The following is a 12,495-nucleotide window of genomic DNA, read 5'->3' as shown; positions in this document are numbered from 1 at the left end:
TGGTGTCGATCATCGCGCCGGCTTCTCCGGCGCGATGATCGACACCAGGGGCAAGGACGGACGGCGCCTCACCGACCATTTGCCCCTGCCGCGGCTCGCCGGCTTCGCGGCGTCCTGCCGGGCGCAGGGCCTGCTCTCGGGCCTCGCCGGCTCGCTCTCCCTCGACGACATCCCGGCGCTGGCGGCGCTCGGGCCGGGCTATCTCGGCTTCCGCGGCGGCCTCTGCGCGCGCGCGGACCGGACGGGGCGCCTCGATCCCGCCCGGATCGGCGAGGCAGCGCGGCGTCTCGCCGCTATCGTGCCGCGCGGCGAGGCGGCGTAGGTGTGTCCGCGCACGGGACACGGACCATGAGGCCATCTCTCAGCGTCGTGAAGGTCGGGGGCAGCCTCGTGGCCGATCGGGCCCGGCTGTTCCGGCTGCTCGGCGCGCTCGCGGACGGGGCCGAGGGGCCGGTGGTGATCGTGCCGGGCGGCGGCGCCCTGGCGGAGGCGGTGCGGGCGACGCAAAACGCCCTCGCCTTCCCGGATCCCCTCGCCCATCGGCTGGCTTTGGATGCCATGGCGGGCATGGCCCGGATCTTCGCTGCCCTGGAGCCGCGCCTGACCGTGACGGAGGATCCTGCGGCGAGCCTCGCCGCCGGCCGCGTGCCGGTCTGGGATCCCTCGGCGCTCAAGGCCGGCCACAAGGAGATCCCGGAGAGCTGGGACGTGACCTCGGACAGCCTCGCCCTCTGGCTCGCCACCCGCCTCGGTGCGGAAACGTGCCTGCTGGTGAAATCCGCCGATCCGGCACCCGGCGTCGGGCCGGCGGAGCTGGCGCGGGCCGGGCTGGTCGATGCCGCCCTGCCGGACTTCGCGGCCCGGTTCCCCGGCCGGATCGTGCTGCGTGGGCCCCGCGGCGACCGGACGTGCCGTGACGCGCCGGCGGAGTGCGCCGCGTGAGGGAGCACCTCGTCTTCGTCACCGGGCGCCTCGCCAAGGCGCGGCTGGAGAAGATCGCGCAAGGCTTGCCGCCGGAACGCTTCAACTGGACCATCGCGGATGCCGGCGTGAAGGTCGCGGCGCTGATGACCGAGGAGATCATCCGCCGCCGGGTCACGATGCCCGAGGGGGCGACGCGGGTGATCCTGCCCGGGCGCTGCCGGGCCGATCCGGTGGCGCTCTCGGCGCATTTCGGCTTGCCGGTGGAGCGCGGGCCGGACGAGATTGTCGACCTGCCGGTCTTCCTCGGCCTCGCCGGGCGCAACGTGGACCTGTCGCGCCACGACGTGCGGATTTTTTCCGAGATCGTCGATGCGTCGCGGCTGACGCCCGAGGAGATTTTGGGACGGGCCAAGGATCTCGCCCGGCGCGGGGCCGATGTCATCGATCTCGGCGGACTGCCGGACACGCCCTTCCCGCATCTCGGCGACACCGTGCGGCTGCTGAAGTCCGAGGGGTTGCGGGTCAGCGTCGATTCGTTCTCGGCCGAGGAACTGCGCCAGGGCGCGGCGGCCGGCGCCGATTTCCTGCTCAGCCTCAACGAGGAGACGCTGGATCTCGCCTTCGAGACCGACGCGGTGCCGGTGCTGGTGCCGCTGCGGCCCGAGGACCTGCCCTCCCTCGACCGGGCGATCGACCGGATGCAGCGGGCGGGCCGGCCGTTCATCGCCGACCCGATCCTGGAGCCGATCCATTTCGGCTTCGCCGCCTCCCTGGTGCGCTACCACGAGACGAGGCGCCGCCACCCCGACATCGCCATGATGATGGGCACCGGCAACCTGACCGAACTCACCGAGGCCGACAGCCTCGGGGTCACGGCCCTGCTGATGGGGGTGTGCTCCGAATTGTCGATCGGCAACGTGCTGATCGTGCAGGTCTCGAACCACACCCGCCGCACGGTCGAGGAGCACGACGCCGCCCGCCGGGTGATGTACGCGGCCAAGGCCGATGCCGCCCTGCCCAAAGGGTATGGCCGCGCCCTCCTCGCCCTCCACGACAAGCGGCCCTACACCCAGACGCCCGACGAGATCGCGGCCCTGGCCGCCGAGGTGCGCGACCCCAATTACCGGGTCGCGGTCGCGCAGGACGGGGTGCATATCTACAACCGCGACCTCCACAAGGTCGGGCACGATGCGATGGCGTTCTTCCCCGATCTTGGCGTCGAGGCCGACGGCGCCCACGCCTTCTATCTCGGCGGCGAATTGACCAAGGCCGAGCTGGCCTGGCGGCTCGGCAAGCGCTACGTGCAGGACGAGGCGTTGGACTGGGGCTGCGCCCTGGATGCGGAGGTGGAGGACACCACCCGCTTCAAGGCCCCGGGCCATACGCGCCAGAGCGGGAAACCCTAGAGCCGTGCCGCTGATCCTCGAGACCATCGTGACGACGGTGTCCGCCGACGGCGCCCTGCATCTGGTGCCGTTCGGGCTGATCCGGGATGGTGAGGATTTCTGGGTGGCGCCGTTCCGGCCCTCGCCGACCATCGCCAACCTGGAGGCCGTGCCGTTCTTCGCCGCCGCCGCGCCCGCCGACGTGCGGGTGATCGCCGGCTGCGTCACCGGCCGGCGCGACTGGCCGACCGCGGCGAGCCGCACCATCCCGGTGCCGCGGCTCGCCGATGCCTATGGCCACATGGAATTGCAGGTCGTGGAGGTGCGCGACGATCCCGTCCGCCCGCGCTTCCGCGGCCGGGTGGTGCATGACGAGGCGCACAGGCCTTTCCTCGGCCACAACCGGGCGGTCAACGCGGTGCTGGAGGCGGCGATCCTGTCGACGCGCCTGCATCGGCTGAATGCCGAGACGGTCTTGGCCGAGCTGCATCACCACCGTATCGCCGTCGAGAAGACGGCCGGGCCCGCCGAGCGCGAAGCCTGGAACTGGATCGCCGCGAAGGTCGTGGCCGCCCTGCCGCAGGCGGCCGCCGCGTCCCTCGCGGTCGATGGCGCGTGAGACACGCGTGAACAGGAGAGATCCGATGAAGCGCATCATCGCGGCGGCCCTGGTCGCCGCCTTCGCGGCGGCTCCCGCTGCCCAGGCCCACGGCCCGACCCGCAAGAAGGTCGAGGAGAAGGTGACGATCAACGCCGCGCCCGACAAGGTCTGGGCGGTGGTCGGCAACTTCCAGGACATGAGCTGGCTGCCGCCGGTCGAGAAGACCGAGGGCAAGGGCGGCAACGAGGTGAAGGCCACCCGCATCCTCACCCTGAAGGGCGGCGCCACCGTCGACGAGGAACTCTACAAGTACTCGGCCGAGCAGAAGAGCCTGTCGTACCGCATCAACAAGGTCGACGTGAAGGTTCTTCCGGTCAACAACTACTCGTCGACGATCAAGGTCGAGCCGGCCGACGGCGGCAAGGCGTCGGAGGTGGTGTGGGACGGCGCATTCTACCGTGGCTACATGAACAACGACCCGCCGCCCGAGCTGAGCGACGAGGCGGCGATCAAGGCGGTCAAGGACCTGTATCGCAGCGGCCTCGACAACCTGAAGGCGAAGATCGAGAAGGGCAACTCGTGAGGCGGGCCCGGCGTCCCGCCGGGCTCTGCCTGCTCGGCGGGATCGGGATTCTGGGGATCGGCCTCGCGCCGGTTCCCTCCCGGGCGATGGAAGCCTTCGTCACGGCGCAGAATTCCGACACGGTCGACGTGGTCGATCTCGATGCCCGCAGGGTGGTGGCGACGATCCCCGTGCCGGGTGCGCCGGCCGGCATCGCCCTGTCGCCGGACAAGGGGCGCGTCTACGTCACCGCGCCGGAGGGCAAGGCGCTGGTGGTGATCGATGCCGCCGCGCGGCAGGTCGCCCGGACGGTCCCGCTCGGCGGCGGGCCCCTCGGACTCGGGGTGAATCCGGTGAGCGGCGTCATCTACGTCGCCGATTGGTACGCCAAGCGCCTGTGGGAGGTGGATCCGCGCACCTTCGCGGTGGCGGCCGAGATCCCGGTCGGCACCTCGCCGTCGGGCATCGCGGTGACGCCGGACGGCCGATTCCTCCTGGCGGCGGACCGGGACGACGACGCGCTCTCGCTGGTCGACACCGCGACCCGCCAGCGTGTGGCGGTGATCCCGGTCGGGACGCGGCCGTTCGGGGTCACGATCGATGCCGAGGGTCGGCGGGCCTATGCCGCCAATGTCGGCTCGAACGACGTGTCGGTGATCGACATCGCGGCGCGCCGGGAGATCGGCCGGGTCACGGTCGGCGAGCGGCCCTACGCGGTGGCGCTCGCGCAAGGCCGGGCCTTCGTCACCGATCAGTATGGCGGCACCGTCAGCACCTTCGACACCGCCACCCTGTCGCCGGGGCCCCGCCTCGATGTCGGCGAGTACCCGGAGGGCATCCAGGCGAGCCCGGACGGCCGGACGGTCTACGTCGCCAACTGGGAATCGAACACCCTCACGGTGATCGATGCCGGAGCCCTGACCGTGACCGGGCAGGTGAAGACCTCGGACGGACCGCGGGCCTTCGGGCAGTTCCTGCGCTGACCGGCGGTGCCACCCGCTCCCGGATCGGCAGCGAGGGATAGTTCGACGCGAACGGGTTGGTCACCCGCCCGCTCTCGGCCTGCGCCGGGGCCGCGGCGAGCACCAGGAGGGCGGCGAGCCGCAGACGACCAAGGGACGTGACAACCAAGGGCGGCGATGCCAAGCGGTTCAGAGTCCCGCGACCTTGCGCAGGGCGGCGTTGATGCGCTCCTGCCAGCCCGGCCCCTCCTCCTGGAAATGGTCGAGCACGTCGCGGTCGAGGCGCAGGGACACGGTCTCGCGCAGGCCCGGCGCGGCGGGTTTCGCGGTTTTGGCTGCGGGCGCCGGGCCCTCCGGCACCTTGCGGGTCACGGCCCGGAAGGCGGCCTCGGCGGCCTGGCGCGGATCGGTGCCGCGGCGGGAACGGTCTGATGACATCGGAATCCTCCTGCGCACGGGCCTAACACGGCGCAGGCCATCTCGAAACGAGGACCGACAACGACGAAGGCCCGCCGGCGCACCGACGAGCCTTAAAAAGGCAGGGTCCACGTTTCAGGGTTCGCGGGTTGGTCTCGCGCGATACCACGACGATGGCCGTCTCGGCCCGGTATCGTTGTCAGCCCGCCCTGAAGCCACTATCCCTGTCGAGAGTAGTCCGGCGGAGTTTCCTGATCACCGGCATCGGTGTGAGTCGCGTGAGGGCTGCAACCTTGAGAATTCATGGCTACCTCCTCGAGTTCGTCTCGATGAAGACTATGCTGCTCTTGTTTGTGGGGGTGGTCAAGGGGGATTCGTAGCCGGCTGCTCTCGATCGTCACCGCGCGGCAAAAACTTAACAAAAGGTTAATATTGAGGGCGCACGCGCCGGTTACGGGCTTCCTCTGCGCGACGACAGTGGGAGGGCGTTCGTCCCCGCCAGACGGTGAAGGGCAAGGGCGTGACAATCCGATACGCGATCGCCGATCTCGTGACCGCCCGGTCGCGATCGCAGCAAGGCCCGAAACGACGAAGGCCCGCCGGCGCACCGACGAGCCTTAAAAGGCAGGGTCCACGTTTCAGGGTTCGCGGGTAGTCTCACACGGTACTATGACGATGGCCGTCTCGGCTCCGTACCGTCTTCAGCCCGCCCTGAAGCCACTATCCCTGTCGATCGTCATTCGGCGGAGTGTCCTGATCGTCAGCATCGGTGTGAGTCGCGTGAGGGCTGCAACCTTGAGACTTCATGGCTACCTCCTCGAGTTCGTCTCGACGAGGACTATGCTGCCCCTCCGCGCGGGGATGGTCAAGGGGATTTGTAGCCGGCATTTCTGAACGGTCGCGCTGGACCCGGGGAGAGGTCGAGGGCGTGCGCCCTGCCCGACCCGTCGGGCACCTCAGGCGACGTGCAGGATCGCGTCCTTCATCACCCGGGCGACGACGTCGCAGGTCAGGGCGCTGGCGGCGCAGTGGGTCACCTGCCGGTCGCGATGGTCGTGGTCGAGGCGGGGGTCGCAGGCGCTGGCCAGGAAGTAGCCCGCATCGGTGATGCTCATCACATAGACATCCGAGGCCCGGCCGGTCTTGCGGTTGATGAGCATGAACTGGGTATAAGCCTGCTCGAAGTCGGGACGGCCGCGGAGGGGCGGCCCGCGCTCGACCAGCACGCCATGGGGCGCGAGTTGGCTCGCCGCCGCTTCCAGCACCTCGGCGGCGATGCCGCGCAGGAGCGCCACGCGCTGCACGTCCTCCGCCGAGAGCGGCGCCTCGTCCTGCGAGACCGGCGCCGCGTCGGCCTCCCGGCGACGGCGCTGCTCCTCGAAGAAGCTCCCGAAATCCGACAGCACCCCGTCCGGGCACCGGGGAACCGCCATGGTCTCCGTCATCGCACGCTGCTCCCTGCGTCTCCGGGGTGTTTCCGCCTGACGGTCGTCCCGCATCCCGGCTCTGGCTCAACTCGCGTCGCAGCCTATCAGATCCTGCCCGACCGTGGGTCACCGGAGGCGCGTCCGTGAGGCTTCCTCTTGGACAGGACGCGCACAGATCCGGCGGTGCCGCGCGAGGCCGTCACGGGCCCGACCCCATGGCTCTCGCCACCAGGGCGCAGGCGGGATGGCCGGCGCCGGCGACGAGGTCCGGCGCCACCGTCTGCTGCCAGACGAGGAAGCCGCCGCCGCCGAGGTTGAGGATCGCCGAGCGGCCTGCCCGGGCCCGGCCCTCCTCGACGACGACCGAGAGGCGGAAGACCTGCCTGGGCGAGGGAACCGGGCCGGAGGAGCCCGGCAGCGAGCGGATCGCCGACGGGTTCGCCCGCCGCACCAGGGCGGCGAGGTCGAAGCGTCCGACCTCGTTGTAGACCGTCAGAACCGGCCGCAGGCGGGCGGCGATGGCGGGCGTCATCGAGGGCAGGCGGTCGATCTCGTCGATGCTGGCGAAGGGCGCGTTGCGCGGTCCCCAGCTCAGGCCCCGGGCGCGGTATTGCGGCAGCTCCGCGCCCCCGTTCGGTTCCGGCGCGTCGTCGGGGTCGCGGTAATCGACGATCTCGGCGCCGAGCGTCAGTGCCTCCCGGTCCGGGATGCCGAGGAGCCGGAACGCTTCCTCCATCGCGGGGCGTGGCGAGGCGTTGAGGTCGATGAGCGTGCCCTGGTCCTGGAGCGACAGGAGGGCGACGCGCCCCGGCGCCAGCGGGCAGGCGGTCACGGTGCCGTCCTCCGGCAGGCCGGCGCCGCTCCGGCGGTAGGTCCGCGCCAGGCCGAGGTCGTAGGCGATCAGGCGGGCGATCCCGTCCGCCACGCCCTGGAGCCGCACCGCCTCGGCCCGGGCCTGGGCGAGGCCGGTGGCCGAGCGGACCTGGAGAATTGCCGCCGCCAGCACCGCGCCGACCACGATGAAGATCGCCAGGACCGACAGGAGCACGAAGCCTGCCTCGCCCTCCTCCGCGGCGGTGTCGGCGGAGCCCACGGCGCCGGCGATCTTGGCGCCGCCGATCTTGGCGTCGGCGGTCACGGCGCGGCGGCGACGGCGATCAGGAGGGGGGGCCATCGGCGGTTGTCCGCGGGAGGAAAGGCGACCTGGATCTCGACCAGGAGCGGCGGCCGGTCCGGCCGCGACCAGGCCGGCAGCCAGAGTGGCAGGGCGCCCCTGGAGGGCGCGCCGTAATAGCGGATTCCGAGGCCGGCGATCCGCCCGAGGATCGCCTCGCTGCGGGTCGTCGCGATCTGTCCCGGCGGCGCCTCCGCCTCGCTGCGGCTCTCCAGGAGGTCGAAGGCGCCGGCTCCGCCGGTGGCGCGGGCGAGGCTCACGGCGATCTCGGTCGGGCGCTCCAGCGTCTGGTCGGGGGCCAGCACCGCCACGAGGCCGTCCGGTCCCCCGCGCAGGGTCGGCCGGCGTCCGTCGGGGCGGTTCTGCGCCAGGCTGCCGAGGGTGCGCCGCAGATGGTCGCGGACCGACTGCACCTCCTCGGCCCCCGCCGCCCGGGCCGCCGCCGCCGAGGCTCCGCCGGCGATCCGCACGGCGTTGAGCAGCAGCACCCCGATCAGCCCCGCGAGCGCCAGGCAGACCAGGGTCTCGACCAGGGTGAACCCGGCCTGCCGCGCAGCGGCGTCGGGCGGCGTCCGGCTCATTCGATCGTCTCCGGGATCAGCGTCGCGTAGAGCGGCGCCGCCGAGGCCCCGGTGACCCGCACCTGCCAGAGCGGCGGCACGCGGCCGAGGCCGAGGGCCGGGCGCAGGTCGGTGATGCTGAGCGTCCAGGGCGTGCCGTCCGAGAAGACGCCCTGCACCACGCCCGGCCGCAGCGGGCCCTCGGAGAGGCGGCGCAGGACGACGCCCTCCGCCTCGTCGGCGGCGACGCGGCGGGCCTCGATCCTCCGCACCGCGCCCGCTGCCGTGCCGGCGATCTCGAAGGCCATCACGGTGGCCGCCGCGGCGATGCCGAACGCCACCAGCACCTCGACGGTGGTGAAGCCCTCCTGGTCGCGCGGGCCGGCGCACCGGACGGTCCGGCGCCGCCAGGCCCCGATCGTTGCCGTGACGGCGCGTCGCAAGGCCCGTCCCAACGCGGCTCTCACGGCCCGTCCTCGCGGCGCACCCGGCCGGTGAGCGCGCTGACCGACAGGATCCGGCGCGCCCCGCCCGCCGCGAGCAGGATCCGGCCGCCGGTCGAGCTGCCGTCGGGCAGAAGGTGCAGCTCCCCCGGCACCGGCCGGCCGACCGGGCCGGGCTCGACCGCGACCGCGAGGCCGCCGACCGGGATCGGGATGGCGCCCGGCCGAGAGCTGACGAAGAGCCGGGCGTCGGGCTCGAAGGCGAGGCGCCCGGCCCGGCCGGTGCGGATCGCCTCGGCGCGCAGGCGGCCGATCTCGGCCGCAATGGTCTCGGAGACCAGCAGGGCGCGCCGGTCGAGGGCGCCCGGGCCGAGGGACTGGAATGCGACTCCGGCGGCGAGGCCCAGGATCGCCATCGTCACCAGCATCTCGACGAGGGTGAATCCCGCCTGCCCTCCACCCTCCTTCATCAGCCGGCCGGTCCGAGCAGGAGGGCGGCATGAAGGCCGAGGGCGAGGAACGGGCCGAATGGCAGGGCGGTCTCGCGCCCGATCGCCCGTCCGGCGAGGGCTAGCAGCCCGACCGCGGCCAGCGCCGACAGGCTGGCGGCCAGGACCAGCATCGGCAGCCCGGCGAGTCCCGTCCAGGCCGCGGCCGCGGCGATGAACTTCACGTCGCCGAGCCCGAGGCCGATCCGGCCGCTCGCCCGGGCGTGCAGGGCCCGCACACCCCAGAACAGAGCGTAGGCGAGGCCGGCCTGGACGAGGCCGAGGCCGATCGCCGCGGCCCCGTCCCGCCAGCCGGCGACGGCGAGGCCGAGGAGGAGGAGCGCGAGGGTGAGCGCGTCCGGGATGATGCGGCGGCGCAGGTCGATCAGGCTCGCCGGCAGGGTCAGCGGCAGCGGCAGCAGGGCGGGCAGCACCGTGTCGGCGAGGAGGGCGGCGGACATCAGGCGCGCCGGGGCAGGCGGGCCCGCGACGCCGCCGGTGTCAGGGCCAGGATCCGATCCGCCGGGACGCGCGCCGGGCCGGCCGGGCTGCGGCCCGCCGGATCCGGGACCGCGGGCGCCGGCCTGGCCTGGGACGTCGCGGCGTCCCCCGCGAGCGCCGCAGGCTCCAAGACAGGCGCCGCAGGCACAGAGGCGAGCGCCGCAACCTCGGCGGGAGACGGCGTGGGCTCGCTCATCGGAGGAGCGGGCGCGATGATGCGGATCACGGGCCGCGCCATCGCCACGGACTCCTTTGCCGGTGCCGGGTCCCCTTCCGTTGCCGAATCCGGCGCCGGTCCGGATCGGGCGCCCTGGCGCACCGTCCATTCGCGTAGGTGCAGCCAGTAGAAATAGGCCGCCAGCGAGGCCGCCATGACGGCGGAGAGCCATAGGGCCAGCAGCAGGCCGGTGGGGACGACGCCGTTCAGCTCGCGCATCAGCCCGAGGGCGAACGCGGTGTACCAGGACACGCCGGAGACCGCGCCGGAGACCAGGAAGATGCCGGTGCGGACCCCCGACACGCCGTCGAGCATCGGCCGGCGGATGTCGCGCAGGACGCCGGGCAGCACGAGGGCATGGATCAGCAGGCCGTTGATGGTGAGCGCCAGCACCACCGTGATCTTGGCCCAGAGCTTCGGGTTGCCGAACTTCTCCGGCGATTCCACCGCGTACACGGCAAGGAAGCCGAGACCGGAGAGCCAGAGCAGGGCGAGGCCGACCGTGACCACCTTGCTGACGAACAGGAAGATGCGGGCGATCTCGGCCGGCAGGCTGCCCCAGCGCATCCAGCGCAGGATCCAGAAATCGAGCATCGTCGCGCCGCCGAGCCCGAAGCACAGGCCGATCAGGTGAAGGCCGACCAGCAGCGTCAGCACGCGGACCGGCGGGAGCGGCGCCGGCATCGGCACCGTCAGCGGGGCGGCGGCAAGGGCGCCGCTGGTGCCAAGGATGAGGAGGCCTGCGAGCGACAGACCGACGATCGCCAGCCTCCCGATCCCTCGACTGTCCATCCCATGGCCGTGCCGGCGGCGTCCGCCCGCACGGGTCGAGTGTCCGGCTGAGCGGTTCATGCGTCTCCCCTGCCCTGTCCTCGAAAAGACTCTCGCTCCGAGACCAACTGCCCCAAGGCCCCGCGCCACGGTGTCGGATCCTGGCCGGAATTGGATAACAAAGTCCGACCTGCCCGGTGGCCTGTCCCGCTGTCACGGCCGGGAGTGAGGGCTTCTTTACGAAGAGACGGCACCCTGCGCGGCGATTGTCCGTCTGCCCCGAGGCCGCACGATGCTCATCACAACCACACCGGATCGCGGCGAGCCGCGAGAAACCCGGTCCCAGGACCGGCGGGGAGGTCAAGCCGGCTTCTCCCTCGTCGAGCTGCTGGTCGTCCTGGCGATCATCGGCATGATCGCCACCATGGTGACCCCGCAGGTGCTGGGCTATCTCGGCCGCGCCAAGGGCGAGACGGCCCGCATCCAGGTCAAGAACATCGCCCAGGCGGTCGAACTGTACTACCTCGACCTCGGCGCCTACCCGACGTCCCAGCAGGGTCTCCAGGCCCTGGTCCAGCCGACCGGTCCGGGCTGGCGCGGCCCCTATGTGCGCGACGCCCGCGGCCTGACCGATCCGTGGGGCCACGTCTATCTCTACCGCTCTCCCGGTGCCGCTGGCACCCCGTTCGAAGTCTACAGCCTGGGGGCGGACGGCAAGGCCGGCGGGACCGGCGACCAGGCCGACGTGGCGAGCAATTGATACCAACGGTCGTTGGAAGCGACCTTTGGTGCCGGTCTCGAATTTTCGCCAAGCTTCCGGCTTGACATCGAAAATTCGAGATGGGTCGACGGCCCCGTCGATCCCGGCCTGCCCGAGATCGAATCGATGCGTCAGCATCTTGGGCGGTTGGTATGACGCGATTTCCGGACGATCCGTTCGGAAGCCGGAACCGCAAGCCCGCGCGGTGGAGCCGGAGGCGCCAGACGCTTGAGCGATGCGGACATCCCATGACAGCTCCACCACGCGACCTTCGATTGGCGCGGCCTTGCCGCGCTCCTTCGAAGGTCGTGTCATGTTTCCGGGGTCACAGCTCGTGACCATCCGGCCGTCGATCGCGCCGGTCGCACGGTCCGTACCGGATGACCCTGATGTAGCCCGGTCGTTCTTCCGATCGGATGCTCCGGTTTGCACGGGCGTTGATGGCCGACGTCGTGACGGGACGGCGGTCGGGCGCCGGAACGGTCCTGAATTTTATCCGCCAAGGCAGCCTTATGCGGCCCGTGACGCTTGGCGGGACCAGGGTGCCGCACCCCCCTCAACCCGACATTAACCACGCCTCTCCTAACGTTCGCCCCATCGACGAGTGAGTGATGGGGACGACGGGGTGATGATCAGAGGTGCGCCTGTCGTCGCCTTGGCGCTCGCCTGCGGCTGGCCGATGACCGCCCGCGGCGCCGAGCCCCTCGGGCCGTCCGACCCACGGGAGACCGGTGCCCTGGTGATGCGCGGCGACGACCGCCTGGTCGGCGGCGAGGCCCCATCCCGGGTCCAGATCGCGGGCGGCCCGGTGAGCCTCAACCTCGTCGAGGTTCCGCTGCCGGTCGCCGCCAAGGCGGTCTTCGCCGACACGCTCGGCTGGGGCTACAGCCTGGATGAGCGGGCCTCCGGCACCATCACCCTTCAGACCGGCGGGCCGGTGAGCCGCGAGTCGCTGCTGCGGATGTTCGAGACGGCGCTGGCGAGCCGCGGATTGTCCCTGCGCCGCCAGGGTCGCAGCGTCCAGATCGTCCCCGCGGGCGCCGCCGGTTCCGAGATCCGGCCCGTCGAGGGCGTCGGAGCCGAATCGGGCGCGGTGGTGGTGCCGCTGCGCTGGATCTCGGCCGCCGAGATGCAGGCGATCCTGAGTTCGGTGGCGCCGCGCGAGGTGGTCCTGCGGGCCGACCGGGCGCGCAACCTGCTGATCCTCTCCGGCGACGCCAACCAGATCCGGGTCCTGCGCCAGACCATCGCGGTGTTCGATGTCGACTGGATGCGCGGCATGTCGACCGCGATGGTGCCGGTG

The 12,495-nt window shown here is 71.8% G+C and carries 16 protein-coding genes; 8 read left to right on the top strand and 8 right to left on the bottom strand.

Features of this window, described 5'->3' with window-relative positions:
• The 6 genes from VP06_RS29210 to VP06_RS29185 form a co-directional block, all read left to right on the top strand.
• Positions 1-322 (top strand): (5-formylfuran-3-yl)methyl phosphate synthase (locus tag VP06_RS29210; RefSeq protein ID WP_048467320.1); only part of this gene is annotated, 322 nt, incomplete at its 5' end.
• 26 nt (positions 323-348) lie between these two features.
• Positions 349-942, top strand: coding sequence for an amino acid kinase family protein (locus VP06_RS29205; RefSeq protein ID WP_048467319.1), 594 nt, complete (start codon positions 349-351; stop codon positions 940-942).
• The gene (locus tag VP06_RS29200) at positions 939-2,330 is read left to right on the top strand and encodes a DUF6513 domain-containing protein (RefSeq protein ID WP_048467325.1); all 1,392 of its coding nucleotides are present in this window, start codon (positions 939-941) and stop codon (positions 2,328-2,330) included. Before VP06_RS29205 ends, VP06_RS29200 begins: the two co-directional genes overlap by 4 nt.
• Before the next feature lie 4 nt (positions 2,331-2,334).
• Positions 2,335-2,928, top strand: coding sequence for a DUF447 domain-containing protein (locus tag VP06_RS29195; protein ID WP_048467318.1), 594 nt, complete (start codon positions 2,335-2,337; stop codon positions 2,926-2,928).
• A 25-nt stretch (positions 2,929-2,953) separates the two neighbouring features.
• On the top strand, positions 2,954-3,493 hold the full coding sequence (locus tag VP06_RS29190) for an SRPBCC family protein (RefSeq protein WP_048467317.1): 540 nt from the start codon (positions 2,954-2,956) through the stop codon (positions 3,491-3,493).
• A gap of 86 nt (positions 3,494-3,579) precedes the next feature.
• A complete protein-coding gene (locus VP06_RS29185; RefSeq protein ID WP_082167685.1) occupies positions 3,580-4,455 on the top strand; it encodes a YVTN family beta-propeller repeat protein in 876 nt (291 codons plus the stop codon).
• A gap of 168 nt (positions 4,456-4,623) precedes the next feature.
• Here the strand turns inward: VP06_RS29185 and VP06_RS29180 are convergent, their stop codons facing one another.
• The 8 genes from VP06_RS29180 to VP06_RS38340 form a co-directional block, all read right to left on the bottom strand.
• Positions 4,624-4,872 (bottom strand): BrnA antitoxin family protein, encoded by a 249-nt coding sequence (locus tag VP06_RS29180; protein ID WP_048467316.1) that lies wholly within the window; start codon positions 4,870-4,872, stop codon positions 4,624-4,626.
• 935 nt (positions 4,873-5,807) lie between these two features.
• Entirely contained in the window at positions 5,808-6,296 is a 489-nt protein-coding gene (locus VP06_RS29165; RefSeq protein ID WP_048467313.1) for a hypothetical protein, read from the bottom strand.
• 181 nt (positions 6,297-6,477) lie between these two features.
• Positions 6,478-7,452: a type II secretion system minor pseudopilin gene (locus VP06_RS29160; RefSeq protein ID WP_082167684.1), complete on the bottom strand. Its 975-nt coding sequence runs from the start codon at positions 7,450-7,452 to the stop codon at positions 6,478-6,480.
• Positions 7,413-8,033 carry a prepilin-type N-terminal cleavage/methylation domain-containing protein gene (locus tag VP06_RS29155; protein WP_048467312.1) on the bottom strand — a complete coding sequence of 207 codons (621 nt, stop codon included), beginning with the start codon at positions 8,031-8,033 and terminating at the stop codon, positions 7,413-7,415. The genes VP06_RS29160 and VP06_RS29155 overlap by 40 nt, the downstream gene beginning before the upstream one ends.
• The gene (locus VP06_RS29150) at positions 8,030-8,479 is read right to left on the bottom strand and encodes a type II secretion system protein (protein WP_156295835.1); all 450 of its coding nucleotides are present in this window, start codon (positions 8,477-8,479) and stop codon (positions 8,030-8,032) included. Before VP06_RS29150 ends, VP06_RS29155 begins: the two co-directional genes overlap by 4 nt.
• Positions 8,476-8,925 carry a prepilin-type N-terminal cleavage/methylation domain-containing protein gene (locus VP06_RS29145; protein ID WP_048467311.1) on the bottom strand — a complete coding sequence of 150 codons (450 nt, stop codon included), beginning with the start codon at positions 8,923-8,925 and terminating at the stop codon, positions 8,476-8,478. The genes VP06_RS29150 and VP06_RS29145 overlap by 4 nt, the downstream gene beginning before the upstream one ends.
• Positions 8,925-9,404, bottom strand: coding sequence for a prepilin peptidase (locus VP06_RS29140; RefSeq protein WP_048467310.1), 480 nt, complete (start codon positions 9,402-9,404; stop codon positions 8,925-8,927). Before VP06_RS29140 ends, VP06_RS29145 begins: the two co-directional genes overlap by 1 nt.
• Complete coding sequence (locus VP06_RS38340) at positions 9,404-10,513, bottom strand: hypothetical protein (RefSeq protein WP_245291360.1); 1,110 nt, start codon at positions 10,511-10,513, stop codon at positions 9,404-9,406. The genes VP06_RS29140 and VP06_RS38340 overlap by 1 nt, the downstream gene beginning before the upstream one ends.
• Positions 10,514-10,724: 211 nt before the next feature.
• Between VP06_RS38340 and gspG the strand changes: the two genes are divergently transcribed.
• Both gspG and VP06_RS29125 read left to right on the top strand, forming a co-directional pair.
• Positions 10,725-11,192: a type II secretion system major pseudopilin GspG gene (gspG, locus tag VP06_RS29130; RefSeq protein WP_048467309.1), complete on the top strand. Its 468-nt coding sequence runs from the start codon at positions 10,725-10,727 to the stop codon at positions 11,190-11,192.
• Between the two features lie 628 nt (positions 11,193-11,820).
• Positions 11,821-12,495 (top strand): secretin N-terminal domain-containing protein (locus tag VP06_RS29125; RefSeq protein ID WP_048467308.1); only part of this gene is annotated, 675 nt, incomplete at its 3' end.

The organism is Methylobacterium aquaticum (assembly GCF_001043915.1).
Taxonomy (GTDB): Bacteria; Pseudomonadota; Alphaproteobacteria; order Rhizobiales; family Beijerinckiaceae; genus Methylobacterium; species Methylobacterium aquaticum.
Note: the sequence above shows the minus strand (reverse complement) of the source record. Positions and strands in the feature narration are given on the sequence as shown.

Excerpts from the sequence above, each read along its gene's own strand:
- VP06_RS29205 (WP_048467319.1), top strand. The coding sequence starts at position 349 with ATGAGGCCATCTCTCAGCGTCGTGAAGGTCGGGGGCAGCCTCGTGGCC.
- VP06_RS29190 (WP_048467317.1), top strand. The coding sequence starts at position 2,954 with ATGAAGCGCATCATCGCGGCGGCCCTGGTCGCCGCCTTCGCGGCGGCT.
- VP06_RS29185 (WP_082167685.1), top strand. The coding sequence starts at position 3,580 with ATGGAAGCCTTCGTCACGGCGCAGAATTCCGACACGGTCGACGTGGTC.
- VP06_RS29180 (WP_048467316.1), bottom strand. The coding sequence starts at position 4,872 with ATGTCATCAGACCGTTCCCGCCGCGGCACCGATCCGCGCCAGGCCGCC.
- VP06_RS29165 (WP_048467313.1), bottom strand. The coding sequence starts at position 6,296 with ATGACGGAGACCATGGCGGTTCCCCGGTGCCCGGACGGGGTGCTGTCG.
- VP06_RS29160 (WP_082167684.1), bottom strand. The coding sequence starts at position 7,452 with ATGGCCCCCCCTCCTGATCGCCGTCGCCGCCGCGCCGTGACCGCCGAC.
- VP06_RS29155 (WP_048467312.1), bottom strand. The coding sequence starts at position 8,033 with ATGAGCCGGACGCCGCCCGACGCCGCTGCGCGGCAGGCCGGGTTCACC.
- VP06_RS29145 (WP_048467311.1), bottom strand. The coding sequence starts at position 8,925 with ATGAAGGAGGGTGGAGGGCAGGCGGGATTCACCCTCGTCGAGATGCTG.
- VP06_RS29140 (WP_048467310.1), bottom strand. The coding sequence starts at position 9,404 with ATGTCCGCCGCCCTCCTCGCCGACACGGTGCTGCCCGCCCTGCTGCCG.
- VP06_RS38340 (WP_245291360.1), bottom strand. The coding sequence starts at position 10,513 with ATGAACCGCTCAGCCGGACACTCGACCCGTGCGGGCGGACGCCGCCGG.
- gspG (WP_048467309.1), top strand. The coding sequence starts at position 10,725 with ATGCTCATCACAACCACACCGGATCGCGGCGAGCCGCGAGAAACCCGG.